Genomic DNA, 20,260 nt, shown 5'->3' on the forward strand with positions numbered 1-20,260 from the left:
CAATGAAAAGATATTCATCCTTTTTATTACTCTTACTTCTTCCATTGTCAATGAACGGACAACAAAATCTCAGTGCTGATGAGTTGTTTACGAAAGCCCGAACTACTGCTTTTGAACAGAAAGATTATCCCGCTTCTATTACGCTAGCAAAGGAGGCGATTGCAAAATCTCCTGATTATACAGATGTTTCGATATTTTTAGGAAGATTGTATACCTGGACTAAAGATCTGTCTTCAGCAAGAACTGTGTTCGAGGAACTAGGAAAAAAAGAGGTAAAGGATGAGGATTACTTCCTTGCTTATGCTTCACTGGAATATTGGAATGATCAGAATGCAAAGGCTGTAGAAATCATAGATAAGGGGCTTACCTACCATCCTCAATCTGAAGCATTATGGCTTTTAAAAGCAAAGGTTTATTATGGTAATAACGAATATACCGAAGCTCAAAAAGCTGTAGAATATCTTTTATCTGTAAATCCGAAAAATACAGAGGCTAGAGCTCTTGCTTCCAAAATAAGTGAATTTACTTCTAAAAACGCGATTGGAATTGTTTATAATTATTCTCATTTTGATAAGCAGTTTGATGATGACTGGCATATTGTAGGGGTAAGTTATAAAAGGGTTACATCACTTGGATCTGTAATTCTGAGAGGAAACTATGCCAACAAATTTGCGCAGAACGGCACCCAGATTGAGCTGGAAGCCTATCCCAGATTATCTAAAATGTTTTATCTGTATGTAGGCGGAGGATATTCTGATGATGTAGGTCTGTTTCCAAAATACCGTACCGGAGTTTCTCTGAATGCCAATCTTCCTCATAGCTTTGAAGCAGAATTGGGTTACAGACAACTTTACTTTTCCAGCAATATATGGATGTATACCGCTGCTGTAGGCAAATATTATAAAAATTTCTGGTTTAATCTCCGTACGTATATTACTCCGGACAGCAAAAATATTTCGCATTCCTATACGGGTACCGTGCGTTATTATACGAAAAGTGCTCAGGATTATTTTGCCTTTCAGATCGGAACAGGGATCAGCCCGGAGGAATATCGTAATAATCTTTTGGAAAATGAAACTTTTAAGCTTAAAACCTTTAAAATAGGCGGTGAATATAACTTCTCCATCCATGCGAATTTATTTTCGATAGGAACAATGTATTATAATCAGGAATACCGTCCGGGTGAAAAAGGAAATCAGTTTGATATTACGGTGGGCTATACCAGGAAATTTTAAAATCCTGGTTTTGTTTTTTTCATAAAATTGATCATTACAGAATCCGGCATCAATTTCTTGGTTTTATAGAATTCGGAATTCATGCTTTTATACTGATTAAAGCGGTTATTGATTTTATTCAATGCTGATATGTCTCCGGAAGGGTCTTCCTCTAAGTTTTTAAGGGTGAATAATTGTCCTTCGTGAAGATAATATTGCTCAGAAACAAAATCAATAAGCTGGTTTTTGCTTTGCATCATAGGAATTCCGGTTCCTTTTATCTCTGAATCTGGTGAGAATCCTCTCCCTACCCAGGTAACTGTGGACGGTGTATTTATTTTATAATTATTTCTGTAATAAGCTAAAATAGAAGGCGCCAGATCAAAATGACTTACAGTTTTATAAAAACGTTTATTTTGCTTTAATAGAGGTGAATAGATCATCAATGGTACATGAAATCTGTCTATTTTGGATTGTAAGGTAATCTCAGGCATGCTGTGATCTCCTGTTATGATAAAGATGGTGTTAGCAAAATCTTTGCGTTTACGATAGTTGGTAAAGAATTCTCTTAAAGCATCATCAGCATTAAGCACTGAAATCAGCTGGTGTTTATGGGCAGCCGCCCACTTCTTTTGCTCAGTATTCAGAATATTTGAATTTAATCTTTCGTTATACTGTTTTTCATAATAGTTCCGATTATTGATAAGAAACGGATTATGAGTAGATAGTGTAAGGATCATATTAAAATAAGGACGGTTCTGAACCTTCTGTACTTCCTGCATTTTGCTGAGAACCGCCTGATCTTCATAGCCCCAGCTTTCACCATTATTTGCCGGAAGCTTTTTATACGGACTGCTGAAAGAGGTTTCGTCTACAATATGATCTACTTTGCTGTATTCAAGGAACTCTCTGTAGCGATCAAATGATATATGCCCCCCATAATAAAATCCTGTTTCGAATCCGTTGGCTTTCAGGATGTTGTAAAGATTGAAGTGTTCCGGCGTTTTTTCTATCTCCAGAAAACCGTTTTTTCCAAACGGAAGAGAACCTGATAATGATGGTAATGCCCCGAATGTTCTTCCTGTTGAGCTTAGGCTGTTTTCCCAAGAAAGACTTTTGCCGGATAAAGAATCAAGAAAAGGAGTAAAGTTACCGATATATCCTTTAGGAGATGTATATGCATGCCCGAATCCTTCCATTACGAGTAGAACAATATTGGGAATATTTTCAGATTTATTAAGGTATTGTCCTAGAAAATCAGGAGTATTTTCTTTTCTCCAAAATGGAAAATCTTTATGAAGCATTTCGGCATTTGCAGTATAATTCTCTGAATTTCCCCATAATTTAGAAAGTTCAGGATGATCACTGATGAAATTTTCTTCATTGGAACTGAAGAAGTATGCCCATTTACTTTTTGCCGCATTTTGATTAAATTCATTGGAAGAACTCAAAGACTTTGAAGCCAGCAGATCCGAAGGAATAAAACATGCGATTATTCCTAAACCTAATAAAGCAAGTCCTATATACATTGATTTAAAAGCATTTTTGCCAGCCAGCCATAAGGGAATGAACGACGAGGCAACAAGAAGCGCCAGCAGGGCAAAATTTTTAAAATTCAACATACCGCTAGCCTTTAAGATCTGCTTCATTTCTTCTTTATTGTAATAGAATATATCTGCTCCCAATACATTCCTGCTTTCCGAAAAATAGAGGAATAAAATATACTGGAAAACCACAACGATGAGGAATGTAAGCAGTGCGAGAGTTTTTGCCCAACCTGTTTTGATAAAGGTAAAAATCAGATAGATGATCCCTACTCCCAGCATCAGTTTACAGGCAAACAAAATATTTTCCAGAAAAAGACTGGTTATAATCGCTGAATTATTAAATTCCGGAAAAGAATATTGATACCATAGCCATTCTGCGGTTATCCCCAATAGAAATAAGCCCAGAAATACCGTTGCCAGCATTCCCCATTCTTTAAGTCCGGATTGAAGGGTCATAGAAATCCTTTCTTTTAATGGCAGGTGCTGAATATTCTGATTAAAGCCCTGGCGCGTCATATCTCCCCAGCCATGGGACTTTTTAAAATAATCTATAAAACCACTCACTCCTGCTTTTACAACGATAGGATGGAAATAGAATGGTTCTGAAAAGGCGGTAGCAATCAGGGTGAGGAAATCTTTTCTTTTAGTATATACCTGCCTGCTCACCAGATCTACGAGTATGGCATAAATAGAATATAGGAATCCCATTGAGATGACCAATGCAAAGAGGATCGTAAAGAAAGACCAGTTGATAATGCCTAACAGAAGGAAAATAATAAAAATAATATATCCTGAAAACTCTACCAATGGTCCTAGAAACTCAAAAAAGAACCAATATGGAAGACTTATCATTCCTAGTTTTCCATATTTGGGATTGAACATCAGTTTTCTGTGTTTCCAGAGCGTTTCCATTGTACCCCGCATCCATCTGTTTCTCTGTTTTCTGAGAATATCTTTGGTTTCAGGAACTTCCGTCCAGCATAAAGGATCCGGAATGGTAAGAACTTCATAAGGTTCTTTTCTTTCTTCCATATACTTTCGCATACGTACTACCAGTTCCATATCCTCTCCTACTGTATTCTTGTCATATCCGCCACATGCTAATACAATTTTTCTGTCAAAAACTCCAAACGCACCGGAAATTAAAATTAATCCTGAAGCACGGGACCAAGCCATGCGTCCGAGAACGAATGCCCGAATATATTCTAATGCCTGTGTTCTGCCTAAAAGAGATTTGGGCATATTAACGCTCACAACTTTACCATTTTCTATGACACAGTTATTTGCAAGCCGGATAACACCACCACAAGCAATGAATTTTTTATCAGTCTGTTCTAAAAATGGTTTTGCCAGCTTCAGGATAGCATCCTGCTCCAGGATACAATCTACATCTATACAGACAAGATAATCTCCTGAAGAAAGGTTGATCCCCACATTTAATGCATCTGCCTTACCTCCGTTTTCTTTATCTACGACAATTAGCTTTTTAAATGCCGGATTTTTACTTTTATAAACGCCTCTTACTTTATTCGTTTCTATTTTTCCCTGCACGTAATAGGAAATGGATTCAAGTTCATAGGCTTCAATCAGTTTTTGTATGGAATCATCCTTACTACCGTCATTTACAATGATGATTTCAAGGTTGTGATAATAAAGTGATAAAAGAGATCGTACGTTTTCCACAATGGTCATCCCTTCATTATATGCCGGAGCAATAATACTGAAGACAGGAGCATTGGGATTGGCTGCAATAATGCTGTAGTCTGTAAATATATTCTCTTTTTTATAACGCAGTACAGCTCCAAGTGCATAGATCCCTATCCAACCGTAAATAATAGTGACAGCCGTCCCATAAATAAGAAACAGCCATATAACAATTTCGTAAATGATATGTGAGAATTCTAACATACTTTTTCCTGTAATGCGTATTTAATAATTTGAATTAATTGTTCAGACGAAGATTCATTCTGTAGAAGCTGTACAAGATCATCCTGCTGCTTTAAGATGAAAAGTGTTTCTGCAGCGTAAACTTTTATTCCTGAATCCGGATGATTTAAAAGCTGTGATTTTACAAAACTTGTGCAGCTTTGATCTCTTAATACTTTCATTATTTTAAAAATTTCAAGCTGAACTTCAAGGGGCTGGTCTTCATATACTTCAATAAGGTCTGTAGTTGTAGAAGAGTTTTCCAGAGATAATAAAGTCTGTACAGCCTGTACTCTTACTTCTGTTGAAGAATGTTTCAGAAGACTGATTACAAATGGATAAAAAGATAGTACCTGAAATTTTCTTAACAGCTTAAGGGTAAAAATTACGACGGAATTGTTTTCACTTTTGAGCCAGTTTTTCATGGAATCATCAGAATTTTCCGGGATACGGGTAATGGAAAGTAACAGACGAAGCTGCTGCCATTCTGAAATTCTTGAGATATGTGAATTAAGGAAATGAAGTCCTTCGAATCCTCTAAAATGTACCATAGCGTATTGTGCTTCCTGGTAAACTTGAGCAGATGAATGCGTGAGATAAGCAGAAATTTTTGGTAGCGCTTCCTGCACGTTCATAGCTGTAAGTTCTTGTATTCCTCCTGCAATTAAATGAGCTTTTTTCTGATCCAGTTTTTTTAATGCTTCATTTTTAAGCCCGTATTCTGTAAAAAGACTTTTTATTTTGTCCTGTGCGGTACCTGAAAATTTCTTTTCAGAATCTACCAATTTTTGCAGAAACAGGTTTCGGAATAAAGGGTTGCTGATAGCTGTAGTAAAATTTTGATCTGTCTTTGTTTCTCCATCATATACAATCACTTCCGAGATCTTTTTATTGATGATTTCGGACCATTTTGAAGCCTGGGAAGATGTTTTATACTGATTAAAACTATAAATAAGTACTACAATGATCAGTAACAGAACCAATGAAAGCAGTCCCAGAAAAACAAGAAAAAGAAAATGTACAGAAGTGATAGATGACATGATAGCAGTTTATTTAGGAGAAAATCTTTTTATTCTTAACATTAACTCGTTGGGGCTGAAAGGTTTTACAATAAAATCAACTGCCCCGAGATCAAAAGCGTTCAATACCACTTCTTCCTGTCCCATACTTGAAAGCATGATAACAGGGATCTGTTTTCCCATTGTCTGTATAGCGGATAAAATTTCAAGACCTGAGGCAAAAGGCATCATAATATCAGTGATGGCAAGGTCCACTTCCTGATTTTTCAAGGTTTCGATAGCTTCTTTACCATTGCGGGTCAGAATTACTTCATGACCTTCTTTTAATAATTTGTGTTCAATTGTTTTTAGAATCAGTTCATCGTCTTCAGCAATCAGAATCAACATAGTTTCTTGTTTTATTGTATTAAATTTTTTATTAAATGTATTCCTGTGGTTATCTCGCCAATCATATCATTTTCCATGGCTGTATAGTTCATGTCCTGTTCGGTTTTACTTTCCCAGTTTGCTGTAATTTCTGCCAGCTTGAGAAGACCTGCAGTTCCGGCGGTTCCTTTCAGTTTATGTAGAACAGCCTTTATATCAGCTGTATTTTTCTCTTGTGCTGCTGTTTTTATATTTTTCTCAGCCTGAGATAATTCCTGAATAATGAGATCCAGAAATATTTTTCTAAATTCTTCATCATCACCGGTTTGCTCATTCAAAAGATGAATGTCGAGATACTTTTTCGAGCTTGAAGAGTCTTTTGGGTAAGCTTTATTGGGAATATATATTTCCAGCATTTCCATAAGGTTTGCTTGTCTTAAAGGTTTAGGCAGGAAATCGGTCATTCCGGAATTCAGACACTTTTCCTTTTCACCCAAGACATTACCGGCAGTTACTCCAATGATCGGAATATCTGAATATTTTGGTAATAAACGGATATGTTGTGTAGCTTCAATACCATCCATCACCGGCATTTGAACATCCATTAGAATTATATCAAAAACTTTTTCCCTGCATAGTTCCAACGCCTGAAGTCCGTCTGTTGCCTCCGTCAGTTGGGCTTCCGGAATTAGTGTTTTCATCATTTTATTATTAAGCACCATATTTACCGGATTATCATCAACGAGTAAAACCTGAGGTGCTGTCATGAGTAAAGAGCTTTCGTTTTCCGACTGTAGATTATCCGAAGCCGTTTCATTTTCTATATTCTTTACAGCATGTTTCAATGTCTTGTATAATTCCTCAGATTTAATAGGTTTCAGCAGGAAGTATGAGTTATTTTCCTGTCGGAAAGAATTGATTACATCGTGTTCTTCAGAAGATGTGTGGAGAATGATCAGAGGAGAAATTTCGTTTTGTTTATTAAAGAGTTCTTTGATCTTTTCAATCGTTTCCAACCCCGATATTACAGGCATATGATAGTCCATGAGGATAATATCGAAACGCTCCCCTTTCAATAGAATCTGGAGTGCTTCCATTCCGTTGGCAGCCAGTACGGTATCAATATTTTTATAGGCCAGCATGTGTTGTAAGATTACTCTGTTGGCTTCGTTATCGTCAACGATAAGAACTTTATTGATTTTCAGATCTTCATCCTCCTGATCGTCTGAAAGCTCATAAGGCAAATCAAGATCGAAATAAAAAACTGAACCCTTCTGAAGTTCACTGTTCAGCAAAAGATTGCTTCCCATATATTTCAAAAGATTATTTGAAATGGTAAGTCCGAGACCTGTTCCCCCATATCGTTTACTGATAGAGCTGTTTTCCTGGGTAAAAGCATCAAATATATACTGCTGTTTTTCAGGCGGAATACCAATTCCTGTATCCCGGACTGAAAACCGTAATCTGATATTTTCAGAATTTATATTGAGCTTCTCAACTTTAAGTTCAATCTCACCCTGCTGGGTAAATTTAACAGCGTTACCGAGAAGATTAATCAGAATCTGCTTCAGTCTGGATTCATCCAGCAAAATTGTTTTAGGTAATCCCTGTTCAATATTCAACAGTAATTCAATATCTTTCTTCTGTGACTGATAAAGAATCACATTGATTACCTGGCTTACAATATCATAAACATTTGCTTTTTCGATAGAAAGTTCCATTTTACCAGATTCTATTTTTGAAAAATCCAGAATATCATTGATGATATTAAGTAAGTTTTCCCCTGATTCATTGATATAGTTCAGGTATTGTGTCTGGATTTCGTTCAATGGTGTTTTTAGTAAAAGATCAGAAAATCCTATGACTCCATTTAAAGGAGTTCTGATTTCGTGGCTCATATTGGCAAGAAATTCTGATTTGGCTTTACTTGCAATATCAGCCATTCTTTTGGCATTTTTAAGTTCTGCATTTATTTTTACACTATCCGTAATATTTTGCACAGATACAATGACCCCACCAATAATATCATTGGAAAGGTACCAAGGTCCTACTTCCATATTATAATGCTGTATACCCGCTTTTCCAGGAACTTCTATGGCAATATCTTCATTCTTATAGGGCTTGCCTTCCAAGGCATCCGTGTATATTTTTTTTCTTTCTTCGGGAACATCAGGTGAGATGGTATGCATATTTTTGCCAATAAGTTCTATACCATTCATCTCAAATTCATTTTTCCAGCTGCTGCTTACTGACAAGTAATTAAGATCCTTGTCAAACATCGCTACAGCTGTAGGAACATAGGTTACAAATGACTGTAGCATGGCTTCTTTTTTTGCCAGCTCCAGGTAAATATTCTTAAAATTATCAATATCCTGAATAATTCCAAATACCTTAGTGCATACCCCTTCTTCAAATTCCGGAATTCCTTTCACTCTTACCCATATCATAACTCCGTCATTACGGATGAGCTGAAATTCTTCATCATAAGGAATACCTTCTTTTACTGCTCTTTCAAACAGAAGTTTCACTCTTTCTCTACTATCTTCACTATAAAAGCCCAAAGCATTTTCAAAATCAGGCTGAAAATTTTTATCGATCTTATGAATTTCCTTAGTAGATTGTGACCAGAATACAGTATTATTTTTAAGATTTACTTCCCAGCCTCCTACCTGTGCTACTGCACTTGTCTGCTCCAGCATTTTTTTTGCATAGAAAAGATCTTTTTCCAGCGTAATTCTCTCAGTGGCGTTCAGAGCAGTACTTATCACATAAGGTTCACCTTCTTTATTGAGGTCTACCAGATTATGATACATCCAGATTTCTTCCTTTCCTTCTTTGGTTTGCAGGATCATCATTCCTGTATCTTCCTTATTCCTGTTGATGCGTTCCAGGTATTCTGCGAGAAGAGACCAGTTTCTTTCGGGTATTAAATCTTTTAGGTTCAATTTTCGGACTTCTTCAGCCGAATACTGAAGGTTTTCCCTGCCTTTTTCATTCACTTCTATGATATTCCCTTCCATATCATGCATGCTCATAAGTCCAATAGCATTTTCAAAAAAGCTTCTGAAACGGCGTTCTGAGCGTTCAAGTTTTATTTTTTCTTCGATACGTTGGGTAATATTAATTCCAAAACAGAAAATTTCAGAAAATTTCTGATTTTGTTTTAAAGACCATTCTACAATGATGGTTTGGTTATCAATGGTGGTCGTGGTTGTAAATGTGATTTCGTCGTCAGATTCAGTAAGTTTTTTTGCAAGAGACTTTAGCTGGGAGTTATGATGTCCCAGCAGATCTGCAAAGTTTTTTTCGAGAGCCTTCTCTTTACTGTATTGAAATGCTTTTTCAAAGGCAGGATTTACATCTTTCAGCATACAATCTGTATCCAATACACAGATCAGGTTATTGGATATATTGAAAGTCTGTTGGAAATATTCTGCCTGAATATTTTTCCTTTTTCCTACCAGAAGCTTTGTAATGGTTTCACCTATTTTCTTTAATGTTGATATTTGGCTGTCAGAAATAGTTTTAGGTTGGAAATCAATCACACACAGGGTGCCTAATGTAAAGCCTTCTTCATCTATAAGTGGTATTCCTGCGTAAAAACGTATACCACCTGCTGCTATTAAAGGATTATCAGATGATCTTTCATCGGACAATGTATCATTAATTACAACTACATCTCCACTTGCAATTGAATACTGGCATAAGGTATTTCTCCTGTCTACAAAATCCAATGAAAGTCCTACACAACTCTGAATAGTCTGAGTTTCGCTTTCCATCATGGCGATAAGGGCTGCCGGACAATCGGTAACCAGACAAGCGGCTTCTGCAAAAACGTCCAATTGTGGATCTTTTCCAAGATTCAAGAGACCAAAAAACTCCAATTTTCTGATTCTTTCTTCTTCATTTGCCGGAATCGGATATTTTTTCATGTATTAATTCAAGTCTTAGAGATTTATAAATTTTTAATATTAAATAATGTGTATCAAACATTTAAACTTTAAATTTTACTTAGTTTACAATGATTAATATTATTATTTTAACAAGTAACCCAAATTACAAATTAATTTTCGATTTTAATTGTTGTTATTTTTACAATAAAGTGATATGTATAAAAACTTATCTGAAAAACCTGTGTTTTTTGGTTTTGATTTTATTTTAGAGTGGTATTATTTACATTTTCTGTTTGAGTAAATAGTTCACGGTTCTTTTTTTTCATATGATTAATGATATCAATAGTAAAAAAGCAGAACGAATAAATCCGTTCTGCTCCAAACCAGTTAAAAATGTAAAATATGATATGAAAAATACTGTGTAAAAAGTTATGTTTAGTGTTTGTGATCTTTAAAATTAATAACATGAGCTGTGATTAATCCAGCTGCTCCGGCATAGATCAATGGAAGGTGTATTTCGAATATAAAATCTGCCATTACAGATACTGCAATTAAACCAATAGAACTCCAAAATAAAGCATTGAGCCAGGTGTTTTTTATTTTTTTCGTGACTCTGAAAACCACTATGGTCCCAATAATAAGAAAAGTAAGATCAATAAAGGGATTGTGAGATATCCCCAAAGGAATAATTAATAATAAAGGAAAAACAATACAATGAATCAGACAGAGAACGGCAGCGGAAATTCCTACAGCATCAAGAATTTTTGATTTCATAAAGGGTAAGTTTTAATTTCTTATTGTAACTTTGTTGCAAATATAAATATAAAAATTTAAATAACGCAACTTAGTTGCATTAAAAAATGAAACAAGTCAGAAATACCCACGCAAAAACCGAGATATTAAACCTCATTAATGATTCTGAGGTGGCTTTAAGTCATTCTGATATTCAAAAAAGATTAGGTGATCTTTGTAATAGAGTGACCATCTACAGAGTTTTAGAAAGACTTGAGAATGAAGGGGCTATTCACAGAATTGTTAATGTAGATGGTGTGGTAAATTTTGCAAAATGTAGTGGTAAATGTACTCATGATCAGCATTTTCACAATCATGTTCATTTTAATTGTAAAAAATGTAACTCTGTAACCTGTATTGAAAATGCTATCCCTGAAATTAGTCTGCCGGATAACTTTATTGCTGAGGAATACAATTTCATTATAAGTGGAATATGTCCGAAATGTAGTAATGCTTAAGATTGAGTGTATAATATATTAGCACGAATGCCAAATAGATATGGGAGTTTATAAAAGGGGCTTTATTTACCATAATAAAGTATCGTATTCGGGTATCCGTGGTAATTTTTTTGTAGATATTGATAAGGCTTTCATGAAAAAAATTACAAAAGTATAATATAGAAGACCATGTCATTATTTTTTTAATTGACAGATATTTAATTATTTAATTAAATTTTTCAAAAAAAATTTGCGTAGCTAAATAACTACACTTAAATTTGTAGTCAAATAACTACGTAATGAACTTAAGAAGAGATGTTTTTCAGGCGATCTCAGATCCTACCAGGAGATCTATATTGATTTTGGTTGCTGCTCAATCCATGACTGCAGGAGCCATTGCTTCCAATTTCGATACCGCAAGACCTACCGTTTCAAAGCATCTTCAGATCCTTACAGAATGTGAACTGTTGAGATCTGAACAGAACGGTCGTGAAATTATTTACCACCTCAATCCTAATAAAATGAAAGAAATAGCCGACTTTATAGAGCCGTTCCGTAAAATGTGGGATGAGAAATTCAATAAACTGGAAAGTGTGATGAAAGCGTATCAGAACTTGAAAAAAGAGTAATAAGAAATAAGACGGATAGACAAAGAGATTAGAGAGATGATGACAATAGTTAATTTTGCTCTCAAATGAATAGTCAATCATCAAGCAAAGGATACCAGCCTAAAACGCCCCCACTCTAATACTCTCCAACACCCAAACCTCAACTAAAAATATGGAACTTAAAACAAAAATTCAAGCAGAAGACGGAAAACAGGAAATTTTCATCATCAGAGAATTTGATCTTCCTGTAGAATTACTTTTCAAGGCGTACACTGAAGCTGAACTTTTCGAACAATGGATGGGAACCAAGGTGACCAAGTTTGAAAATAAGCAACATGGAAGTTACCGCTTCGAAACTTCAAATCCCCAGGGAGAAGTTGTGTTTAGTGCTAATGGAACCATTCATGAAATTGTTCATAATGAAAGAATTATAAGAACTTTTCAGATGGAAAACACTCCTTTCCCGGTACAGATAGAGTTTTTAGAATTTGAAAAATTAACGGATAGAACCAGTAAAATTACGATTCAAACAATCTATAAATCTGTAGATTTCAGGGACCAACATCTGAAAATGCCATTCGCTCAAGGAATTAATATGGCGCATAATCGTTTACAGGAAATTTTTAAGTAAGACTTTGTTAGATAATAGAAGAAGAGATGAGAGACGTGGATGCCACCGTTTAAATCGAGAATGTCAATAGTGAATTTGCTTTGCAAGTGAATCGTCAATTACCAGTGAAAGAATGACAACCTTGAACTTCAGACACTCTTACTCTCCTACTCTAAAACGCTCTAACCCATACAACCCTCAAACCTAAAACCATGAATCCAAAAGTTAATTTTTTCTTCGATAAAGCCACACAATGGAAAGAAGAATTTGAAAAATTAAGAACAATTGCTTTAAGTACCGAATTAGTAGAAGATTTAAAATGGGGCTGTCCCTGTTATACTTTTGAAGGGAAAAATATTTTCTTAATTCACGGATTTAAAGAATATTGTGCCCTTTTATTTTTTAAAGGAGCATTAATGAAAGATTCTTGTCATATTTTAATCCAGCAAAGTAAAAATGTGCAGGCGGCAAGGCAGGTTCGTTTTACAGATGTACAACAAATTACAGACTTAGAAAAAGACATTAAAGCTTATATGTTTGAAGCTGCTGAAATTGAAGAATCAGGTGTGAAAGTTGAAATGAAGAAAACCAAAGACTTTGATATATCTGAAGAATTTCAACAAAAATTAGATGAAAATTTTGACCTTAAAAAAGCATTCGAAAACTTAACCCCAGGGAGACAGCGCGCTTACCTACTCTATTTTTCTTCTGCAAAACAATCCAAAACCAGAAAATCAAGAATTGAAAAATATATTCCTCAAATTATTGATGGAAAAGGACTTAACGACTAATCACAAAACTTAATCTATATGGAAACGTCAAATCAATCTGAAAAAAGAAAAAAAATCATTTACTGGATCTTTACACTTTGGATGTCATTAGGTATGATTTCTACAGCTATCGTTCAGCTAATGAAAAACAAAGATGAGCTTGCTAACTTTACCAATCTTGGATATCCGGCATATCTCATGTATATCATTGGAATCTGGAAAATTCTGGGTGTGATTGCTATACTCATACCCAAACGTTTGTTATTGAAAGAATGGGCATATGCAGGATTATTCTTCGTCATGTCTGGGGCAGTTATTTCACATCTAATTGTGGGTGATGCTGCCGGAAAAACTTTGCCAGCCGTATTATTGTTTGTTCTTGTTGTGATTTCCTGGTATTTCAGACCTTCCAACAGAAAAATACTGGTCAATCCCCAATAATTTTTATATTTTTAATAATCCACACAAAAATTGATATGAAAAAGAAACAATTAACACCTGAGCAAAGTAAAGGTCTTTTAGAAGTTCTTAAAATCCGTTTTGAAAAAAATATGAATCGTCATAAAGATCTGAAATGGGATAAAATTCAAGTTAAATTAGAAAATAATCCCGAAAAATTATGGTCTTTATATGAAATGGAAGAAACAGAAGGTGAACCCGATGTAGTAGATTATGATAAAAAAACAGATGAATATTTCTTCTTCGATTGCTCTCCTGAAAGTCCCAAACGCCGTAGTTTATGCTATGATTATCCAGCATGGGAAGCCAGAAAAGCCAATAAGCCGGAAAGTAATGCTATTGATAAAGCTGGTGAAATGGGAATTGAAATTTTGACAGAAGAGCAATATAGACATCTTCAGCAATTTGGAAAATTTGATCAGAAAACTTCAAGTTGGGTACAAACACCGGCTTCCATAAGAGAGCTTGGCGGGGCTGTTTTCTGCGACAGACGCTACAATACAATATTTTTATATCACAACGGAGCAGATTCTTACTATGCTGCGAGGGGATTTCGTGGGAGTTTGAGGGTGTGAGCGATTTAGAGTGAAAAAACTATGATTTTTCAAGATTCAATTATACTTCTTAGTGCCAAAACTTATCAACTGAAAAACTTAAGAGTTAAAACTATTTGTAACTTTTGAGTTTAAAAATAATAAAATACTTATTTAGCTTAGCAATATATATTGTAGAGCTGCCTTAATATTTCTATAACCTCTTCCACCCTATTTCCTGCACAAATCATTTTTTCTCATACACATTAAATTACAATAAAATCACCAGTTTATCATAAATTGGTTAAGTTTTTGAAGCATCTTATCCAAACCAAACACACCTTTGAAGCTAATCACATTTACAAAAAAAGGGATTTACTGCCCTCAGGGAAAATTCTACATAGATCCGTGGCGACCTGTAGATTTTGCTATAATTACTCATGGACATGCCGATCATGCCCGCTGGGGAATGAAAAAATACCTTTGTCATCATTTTACAAAACCCATTCTTTATCAAAGAATCGGGGCAGATATTGATTGTCAGAGTGTAGAATATGGCGAAAAGATCAATATCAACGGAGTCAATGTTTCTTTACATCCTGCGGGACATATTATAGGTTCAGCACAGATAAGACTGGAATATAAAGGATTTGTAACCGTTATTTCCGGAGATTATAAAGTACAGGACGATGGTTTAAGTACACCTTTTGAATTGGTGAAATGCAATGAATTCGTTACAGAAAGTACTTTTGGGCTGCCTATTTATAACTGGCTCGAAATTGATGATTTAAATAAAAAGCTCCAGAATTGGGTATTAAAGAATAAAGAAAACAATAAAACTTCAGTATTCATCGGTTATTCCCTTGGAAAAGCACAACGTATTATGAAAGCCGTAGAAGGTTTAGGTAAAATTTATGTGCATTATTCTATTGGAAAACTGAATGAAGCGTTTGAGACAGTAGGAATCAATCTTCCTGAATATGAAATTGCAGATTTCAGAGAAAATCCTAAAGTTCTTGAACATGAAATTGTCATTGTACCTCCAGCTTTGATGGATAGCAATGTGATCAAAAAAGTTCCCAATGCCGCAACAGCCATTTGTTCAGGATGGATGCAGGTTCGTGGAGCAAGAAGATGGCGAAGTGCTGATGCAGGATTTGCGATGAGCGATCATGCCGACTGGAAAGGACTGTTGCAGACCGTAAAAGCTACAGAAGCAGAAATTGTACATGTTACCCACGGACAGACAGAAATTTTCTCAAAATATCTGAATGAAACAGGCATAAAAGCAGATGTTGTAGAAACATTGTTTGGAGATGAAGAAGAAGAAACAGAAAAGGAAACCATCAAAACCCCTGAATCATGAGACATTTTGCAGATCTTATCAATGCTCTGGAAACCACCAATAAAACCAATGCTAAAATAGATGCAATCATCGATTATCTGGAACGTGCTCCCGATGAAGACAAAGTATGGTTTATTGCCTTGTTCACAGGAAAAAGACCCAAAAGAAATGTGAATACCAATTACATGAAAGAATGGGCATTGGAAATTACAGGACTTCCGCTCTGGCTTTTTCAGGAGAGTTATTCTTCCGTTGGAGATCTTGGGGAAACAATTTCGTTAATTCTTCCGCCGCCACAAGAAAAAATTGAACGCAGTCTTTCTCAATGGATGATGGATATTGTTGAGTTAAAAGATAAATCAGAAGCCGAGAAAAAAGAATTTGTACTCCATTCCTGGAATGGATTGGATTATACCGAACGTTTAATTTTCAACAAATTAATAGGGGGAAGCTTTAGAATTGGAGTATCGGATAAAACCCTGATTAATGCATTAACAAAATTCTCCGGGCAGGAATCCAGCACGCTAATGCACAGTTTAATGGGAAAATGGTTACCTGATGAAACTTCCTTTAAAGAATTAATAGCTGCTGAGAATATAAACCCCGATAATTCAAAACCATACCCTTTCTGTCTTGCCTACCCTCTTGAAAAAGAAGCCGAAGCATTAGGAAAACCCGATGAATGGCTGGTAGAATATAAATGGGACGGTATACGTGGACAGATCATCAGAAGAAATGACGAAGTTTTTATCTGGTCAAGAGGTGAAGAACTTGTCACAGAACAATTTCCCGAAATCACAGAAGTTGTTAAAAACATGAATGGCAATTTCGTTATAGATGGAGAAATTCTTGCTGTAAAAGATGGTAAGGTTTTAAATTTTAATGAGTTGCAAAAAAGATTGAACAGGAAAACCTTAACTAAGAAAATGCTTGAGGAAATTCCGATTGAAGTATTTGCCTATGACGTATTGGAATTGGAAGATAATGATCTTCGGGAAAAACCGATTTCTGCAAGAAGAGCAATGCTGGAAGAGCTGCTGCTAAATGAAAATCCTATAAATATAAAGCTTTCCCAAAGCATTGATTTTGAAAAATGGGAAGAACTTGATGAAATCAGAGACCAATCCCGCTCTGTAAACAGTGAAGGTCTCATGCTGAAACAGAAAAGTTCTCCTTATCATTCCGGGCGAAAAAAAGGTGACTGGTGGAAATGGAAGATCAATCCCTTTACCATTGATGCTGTATTAATCTATGCACAAAAAGGAAGCGGGAGGCGTAGTGCCTATTACACCGATTATACTTTTGCCGTAAAAAATGAAGATAAATTAGTGACCATAGCAAAAGCATATTCCGGGCTTACAGACAAAGAGATCATGGAAGTAAGCAAATTTGTCACAAAAAATGCGATTGAAAAATTTGGTCCTGTTCGAACTGTAAAAGCAGAGCTTGTTTTTGAAATTGCCTTTGAAGGAATCGGGTTTAGTAATCGCCATAAAAGCGGTGTAGCTCTCCGTTTTCCAAGAATTGTTAGATGGCGTAAGGATAAAACCGTAGATGAAATAGATAATCTGGAAGACATTAAAAAATTAATACAATAAAATGACTGCTTTTGAACATACCAACGGATTTACAATTATTCAGCAATGGATGAAAGAAAAAGGAATGTCTCCTTTTAAATTTCAGACAGATACCTGGAGGAAGTTCGGAAGCGGATATAGCGGAATGGTTGTGGCTCCTACAGGTTTTGGGAAAACCTTTTCTGTATTTCTGGCTTTAATCTCAGACTTCCTGAATCATCCCGAAAACTATAAAAAAGGACTTAAAATGATCTGGATAACTCCGCTGCGGTCCTTATCTAAAGATATTGCAAAAGCAATGCAGGAAGCAATGGATGAGATCGGGCTGGACTGGGTCGTGGGAGTAAGAAATGGAGATACAGATCCCAAAGTAAGACAACAACAGATAAAAAAAATGCCGGAAATCCTTGTGGTGACCCCGGAAAGCCTGCACTTACTTCTTGCTCAGAAAAATCATGAAACTTTTTTTCGTGAGATGAAATGTATCGTTGTAGATGAATGGCATGAGTTATTAGGTGCAAAGCGAGGCGTCATGGTAGAACTGGGAATATCACAACTCCGAAAATACACTCCGAAAATGAAGATCTGGGGAATTACCGCCACCATCGGGAATCTGGATGAAGCAATGGAAGTATTAATCCCTTATGATGGTAAAAAGGTAAAAATAACAGCAAAAGAACATAAAAAGATTGATATTATTCCAGTTATTCCGAATGAGATTGAAATATTACCTTGGGCTGGGCATCTTGGAAACAGGCTTGCTGATCAGGTGGTTCCTATTATTCTAAATTCGAAATCAACGATTGTTTTTACCAATACACGAAGTCAAAGCGAAATGTGGTATCAATTGCTTTTAGATGCATACCCTGATTTTGCAGGTCAAATTGCCATCCATCACAGTTCCATTGATGCCCATTTAAGAATCTGGATTGAGGAAAACTTAAGTTCAGGAAAATTGAAAGCTGTTGTTTCTACATCATCATTAGATTTGGGAATAGACTTTAAACCGGTTGATACCGTCATTCAGATCGGATCTGCAAAAGGAGTTGCAAGATTCCTTCAAAGAGCCGGACGAAGCGGGCATTCCCCTTTTGAAACTTCAAAAATCTATTGCGTTCCCACCCATTCTTTAGAACTTATTGAAGTGGCTGCTTTAAAAGAAGCTGTAAAACAAAAAATAGTAGAACCCAGAGAACCACAGGTCTTATGTTTCGATGTATTGGTTCAATTTCTGATGACTTTAGCAGTTGGAAACGGTTTTTATCCCGATGAAACCTATAAAAGGATCAAAGAAGTATATGCTTTCCGGGAAATGATGGAAGAAGAATGGAAAAGCATTCTGGAATTTCTCACGATTGGCGGCAGTGTCTTAAAAAGCTATGAAGAATTCCATAAAATTGTCATTTTAGAAGATGGTTTGTATAAAGTAACTTCCCGAAAGATTGCAATGCTACACCGTATGAATATGGGAGTCATTGTAAGCGATGCCATGCTGAAAGTTAAGTTTATTTCTGGCGGATATATCGGAATGATCGAAGAATATTTTATTTCCAAACTAAAAAAAGAAGAAAAGTTTATTCTTGCAGGACGAACCTTGGAAGTCGCGATGATCAAAGATATGACCGTTTATGTAAGAGCTGCAAAAGGAAAAGCTCTGGTTCCCAGTTATCTTGGAGGAAGACTGCCTTTAAGTTCTGATTTAGGACATTTTTTAAGGGAAAGACTCTCTCATGCTTTGAATCCTAAAGCTTCCGAAAAAGAACTGAAATTTTTACATCCGCTATTAATCAATCAGGAAATAAATTCTCATATTCCCAAAGAAGATGAATTCTTAGTAGAAATGATCAAAAACCGTGAAGGGTACCACCTTTTCATGTATCCTTTTGAAGGTCGATTGGTACATGAAGTAATGGCTGCATTGATTGCTTACCGAATTTCAAAACTCGCACCCATTTCTTTCTCAATGGCGATGAATGATTATGGTTTTGAGTTATTCAGTGATAAAGAAATCCCGTTGAATGAAGAAAATTTACAACAGGTGTTAACCAGGGATAATCTCATGAACGATGTTATTGCAAGCATTAATTCTGCAGAAATGGCAAGAAGGAAATTCAGAGATATTGCTGTGATTTCAGGAATGGTAATTCAAAACTATGCGGGTAAGCAGCGTTCCAACAAATCATTGCAGAGTTCTGCAGGATTGATTTTTAAAGTGCTGGAAGATTATGATCCCAATCATTTTCTGATCAGGCAGGCTTATACAGAAGTTTTTAATATACAGCTTCAGGAGCAGCGTCTGGTAGAAGCATTTAAAAGGATCGAAAAATCAACCGTCATTTTAAAGCACTCCCGTTCCTTTACTCCGTTAAGTTTTCCAATCAAGGTAGACAGCCTTCGCCAGACACTTTCCAGTGAGGGGTTAGATGCGAGAATCAGAAGAATGTTGAAATTATAAGTTGTTTTAGGATGAATATCATGGTCTTTCCTTTGATATTTTTAATAATAACCGTAAATTAGATGATGTTATTGAAGAAAAAATAACATATAAATGATGGCAAAATTGTTCTTAGTACGTCATGGACAATCACTTTGGAATCTTGAAAACAGGTTTACAGGCTGGCATGATGTAGATATTACGGAAGCAGGTATTGAAGAAGCAAAAAAAGCAGGAGATGTACTCATCAATGAGAAGATTGATATTGCATTTACCTCTGTACTTATCAGAGCCAAGCATACGCTTAATCTTATTCTGAATGAAATAGGAAAACCGGACATTCCTGTTATTATGGATAAAGCACTGAATGAACGTTCCTATGGAAATCTCGAAGGGCTTAATAAAGACGAAACAGCATTAAAATATGGTGAAGAACAGGTGCACACATGGCGTAGATCTTATGATGTGATTCCGCCAGGAGGAGAAAGTCTCAAAGATACTTATAACAGAGTAATTCCTTATTTTGAAAAAGAAATTGTTCCTTTCCTGAAGAAAGGGGAAAATGTTCTGATTGTAGCTCATGGAAACAGCCTTCGTTCATTGATTATGTACCTGGAACATCTGTCTCCGGAAGAAATTCTGGAAAGAGAGATAGCAACCGGAGTTCCGATAACATATATCTTTGATGAAAATTTTAAGGTAAGCAGAGTAGAAAATCAAGCTTAAATTT

16 protein-coding genes are annotated in these 20,260 nt (G+C 35.7%); 11 read left to right on the forward strand and 5 right to left on the reverse strand.

The features are described 5' to 3' along the window. Positions 1 to 2: 2 nt before the first annotated feature. Entirely contained in the window at positions 3 to 1,235 is a 1,233-nt protein-coding gene (locus AC5YGG_RS19510; RefSeq protein WP_496146098.1) for a YaiO family outer membrane beta-barrel protein, read from the forward strand. Here the strand turns inward: AC5YGG_RS19510 and AC5YGG_RS19515 are convergent. The 5 genes from AC5YGG_RS19515 to AC5YGG_RS19535 all read right to left on the reverse strand — a co-directional run bounded on the left by AC5YGG_RS19515 (position 1,232) and on the right by AC5YGG_RS19535 (position 10,739). Next, positions 1,232 to 4,669: a sulfatase-like hydrolase/transferase gene (locus AC5YGG_RS19515; RefSeq protein ID WP_496146099.1), complete on the reverse strand. Its 3,438-nt coding sequence runs from the start codon at positions 4,667 to 4,669 to the stop codon at positions 1,232 to 1,234. The genes AC5YGG_RS19510 and AC5YGG_RS19515 overlap by 4 nt on opposite strands. Then, positions 4,663 to 5,727 (reverse strand): HEAT repeat domain-containing protein, encoded by a 1,065-nt coding sequence (locus AC5YGG_RS19520; protein ID WP_496146100.1) that lies wholly within the window; start codon positions 5,725 to 5,727, stop codon positions 4,663 to 4,665. The genes AC5YGG_RS19515 and AC5YGG_RS19520 overlap by 7 nt, the downstream gene beginning before the upstream one ends. Before the next feature lie 9 nt (positions 5,728 to 5,736). After that, positions 5,737 to 6,093, reverse strand: a complete 357-nt coding sequence (locus AC5YGG_RS19525) for a response regulator transcription factor (RefSeq protein ID WP_496146101.1) — start codon at positions 6,091 to 6,093, stop codon at positions 5,737 to 5,739. 11 nt (positions 6,094 to 6,104) lie between these two features. Next, positions 6,105 to 10,004: a response regulator gene (locus AC5YGG_RS19530; RefSeq protein WP_496146102.1), complete on the reverse strand. Its 3,900-nt coding sequence runs from the start codon at positions 10,002 to 10,004 to the stop codon at positions 6,105 to 6,107. 396 nt (positions 10,005 to 10,400) lie between these two features. Continuing rightward, complete coding sequence (locus tag AC5YGG_RS19535) at positions 10,401 to 10,739, reverse strand: MerC domain-containing protein (RefSeq protein WP_496146103.1); 339 nt, start codon at positions 10,737 to 10,739, stop codon at positions 10,401 to 10,403. Positions 10,740 to 10,825: 86 nt separating this feature from the next. Here AC5YGG_RS19535 and AC5YGG_RS19540 point away from each other — a divergent pair, with 86 nt between their 5' ends. The 10 genes from AC5YGG_RS19540 (at position 10,826) to AC5YGG_RS19585 (ending at position 20,256) form a co-directional block, all read left to right on the forward strand. After that, the gene (locus tag AC5YGG_RS19540; RefSeq protein WP_496146104.1) at positions 10,826 to 11,215 is read left to right on the forward strand and encodes a Fur family transcriptional regulator; all 390 of its coding nucleotides are present in this window, start codon (positions 10,826 to 10,828) and stop codon (positions 11,213 to 11,215) included. A gap of 278 nt (positions 11,216 to 11,493) precedes the next feature. Further along, positions 11,494 to 11,823: an ArsR/SmtB family transcription factor gene (locus AC5YGG_RS19545; RefSeq protein WP_496146105.1), complete on the forward strand. Its 330-nt coding sequence runs from the start codon at positions 11,494 to 11,496 to the stop codon at positions 11,821 to 11,823. A 151-nt stretch (positions 11,824 to 11,974) separates the two neighbouring features. After that, entirely contained in the window at positions 11,975 to 12,433 is a 459-nt protein-coding gene (locus AC5YGG_RS19550; RefSeq protein ID WP_496146106.1) for an SRPBCC family protein, read from the forward strand. 191 nt (positions 12,434 to 12,624) lie between these two features. Continuing rightward, a complete protein-coding gene (locus AC5YGG_RS19555; protein ID WP_496146107.1) occupies positions 12,625 to 13,203 on the forward strand; it encodes a YdeI/OmpD-associated family protein in 579 nt (192 codons plus the stop codon). Positions 13,204 to 13,221: 18 nt separating this feature from the next. Continuing rightward, positions 13,222 to 13,623: a DoxX family protein gene (locus AC5YGG_RS19560; RefSeq protein ID WP_496146108.1), complete on the forward strand. Its 402-nt coding sequence runs from the start codon at positions 13,222 to 13,224 to the stop codon at positions 13,621 to 13,623. Positions 13,624 to 13,658: 35 nt separating this feature from the next. Continuing rightward, entirely contained in the window at positions 13,659 to 14,216 is a 558-nt protein-coding gene (locus AC5YGG_RS19565) for a DUF4256 domain-containing protein (RefSeq protein ID WP_496146109.1), read from the forward strand. A 301-nt stretch (positions 14,217 to 14,517) separates the two neighbouring features. Next, positions 14,518 to 15,540, forward strand: coding sequence for a ligase-associated DNA damage response exonuclease (locus AC5YGG_RS19570; RefSeq protein ID WP_496146110.1), 1,023 nt, complete (start codon positions 14,518 to 14,520; stop codon positions 15,538 to 15,540). After that, positions 15,537 to 17,117, forward strand: a complete 1,581-nt coding sequence (locus tag AC5YGG_RS19575; protein WP_496146111.1) for an ATP-dependent DNA ligase — start codon at positions 15,537 to 15,539, stop codon at positions 17,115 to 17,117. Before AC5YGG_RS19570 ends, AC5YGG_RS19575 begins: the two co-directional genes overlap by 4 nt. Before the next feature lies 1 nt (position 17,118). Beyond that, positions 17,119 to 19,551, forward strand: a complete 2,433-nt coding sequence (locus AC5YGG_RS19580) for a ligase-associated DNA damage response DEXH box helicase (RefSeq protein WP_496146112.1) — start codon at positions 17,119 to 17,121, stop codon at positions 19,549 to 19,551. Between the two features lie 93 nt (positions 19,552 to 19,644). After that, positions 19,645 to 20,256: a 2,3-bisphosphoglycerate-dependent phosphoglycerate mutase gene (locus AC5YGG_RS19585; protein WP_496146113.1), complete on the forward strand. Its 612-nt coding sequence runs from the start codon at positions 19,645 to 19,647 to the stop codon at positions 20,254 to 20,256. Positions 20,257 to 20,260: the final 4 nt, after the last annotated feature.

The organism is Chryseobacterium sp. CS2K3 (genome assembly GCF_059515185.1).

Excerpts from the sequence above, each read along its gene's own strand:
- AC5YGG_RS19560 (WP_496146108.1), top strand. The coding sequence starts at position 13,222 with ATGGAAACGTCAAATCAATCTGAAAAAAGAAAAAAAATCATTTACTGG.
- AC5YGG_RS19580 (WP_496146112.1), top strand. The coding sequence starts at position 17,119 with ATGACTGCTTTTGAACATACCAACGGATTTACAATTATTCAGCAATGG.
- AC5YGG_RS19540 (WP_496146104.1), top strand. The coding sequence starts at position 10,826 with ATGAAACAAGTCAGAAATACCCACGCAAAAACCGAGATATTAAACCTC.
- AC5YGG_RS19515 (WP_496146099.1), bottom strand. The coding sequence starts at position 4,669 with ATGTTAGAATTCTCACATATCATTTACGAAATTGTTATATGGCTGTTT.
- AC5YGG_RS19565 (WP_496146109.1), top strand. The coding sequence starts at position 13,659 with ATGAAAAAGAAACAATTAACACCTGAGCAAAGTAAAGGTCTTTTAGAA.
- AC5YGG_RS19520 (WP_496146100.1), bottom strand. The coding sequence starts at position 5,727 with ATGTCATCTATCACTTCTGTACATTTTCTTTTTCTTGTTTTTCTGGGA.
- AC5YGG_RS19535 (WP_496146103.1), bottom strand. The coding sequence starts at position 10,739 with ATGAAATCAAAAATTCTTGATGCTGTAGGAATTTCCGCTGCCGTTCTC.
- AC5YGG_RS19555 (WP_496146107.1), top strand. The coding sequence starts at position 12,625 with ATGAATCCAAAAGTTAATTTTTTCTTCGATAAAGCCACACAATGGAAA.
- AC5YGG_RS19550 (WP_496146106.1), top strand. The coding sequence starts at position 11,975 with ATGGAACTTAAAACAAAAATTCAAGCAGAAGACGGAAAACAGGAAATT.
- AC5YGG_RS19575 (WP_496146111.1), top strand. The coding sequence starts at position 15,537 with ATGAGACATTTTGCAGATCTTATCAATGCTCTGGAAACCACCAATAAA.
- AC5YGG_RS19585 (WP_496146113.1), top strand. The coding sequence starts at position 19,645 with ATGATGGCAAAATTGTTCTTAGTACGTCATGGACAATCACTTTGGAAT.
- AC5YGG_RS19510 (WP_496146098.1), top strand. The coding sequence starts at position 3 with ATGAAAAGATATTCATCCTTTTTATTACTCTTACTTCTTCCATTGTCA.
- AC5YGG_RS19525 (WP_496146101.1), bottom strand. The coding sequence starts at position 6,093 with ATGTTGATTCTGATTGCTGAAGACGATGAACTGATTCTAAAAACAATT.
- AC5YGG_RS19545 (WP_496146105.1), top strand. The coding sequence starts at position 11,494 with ATGAACTTAAGAAGAGATGTTTTTCAGGCGATCTCAGATCCTACCAGG.
- AC5YGG_RS19530 (WP_496146102.1), bottom strand. The coding sequence starts at position 10,004 with ATGAAAAAATATCCGATTCCGGCAAATGAAGAAGAAAGAATCAGAAAA.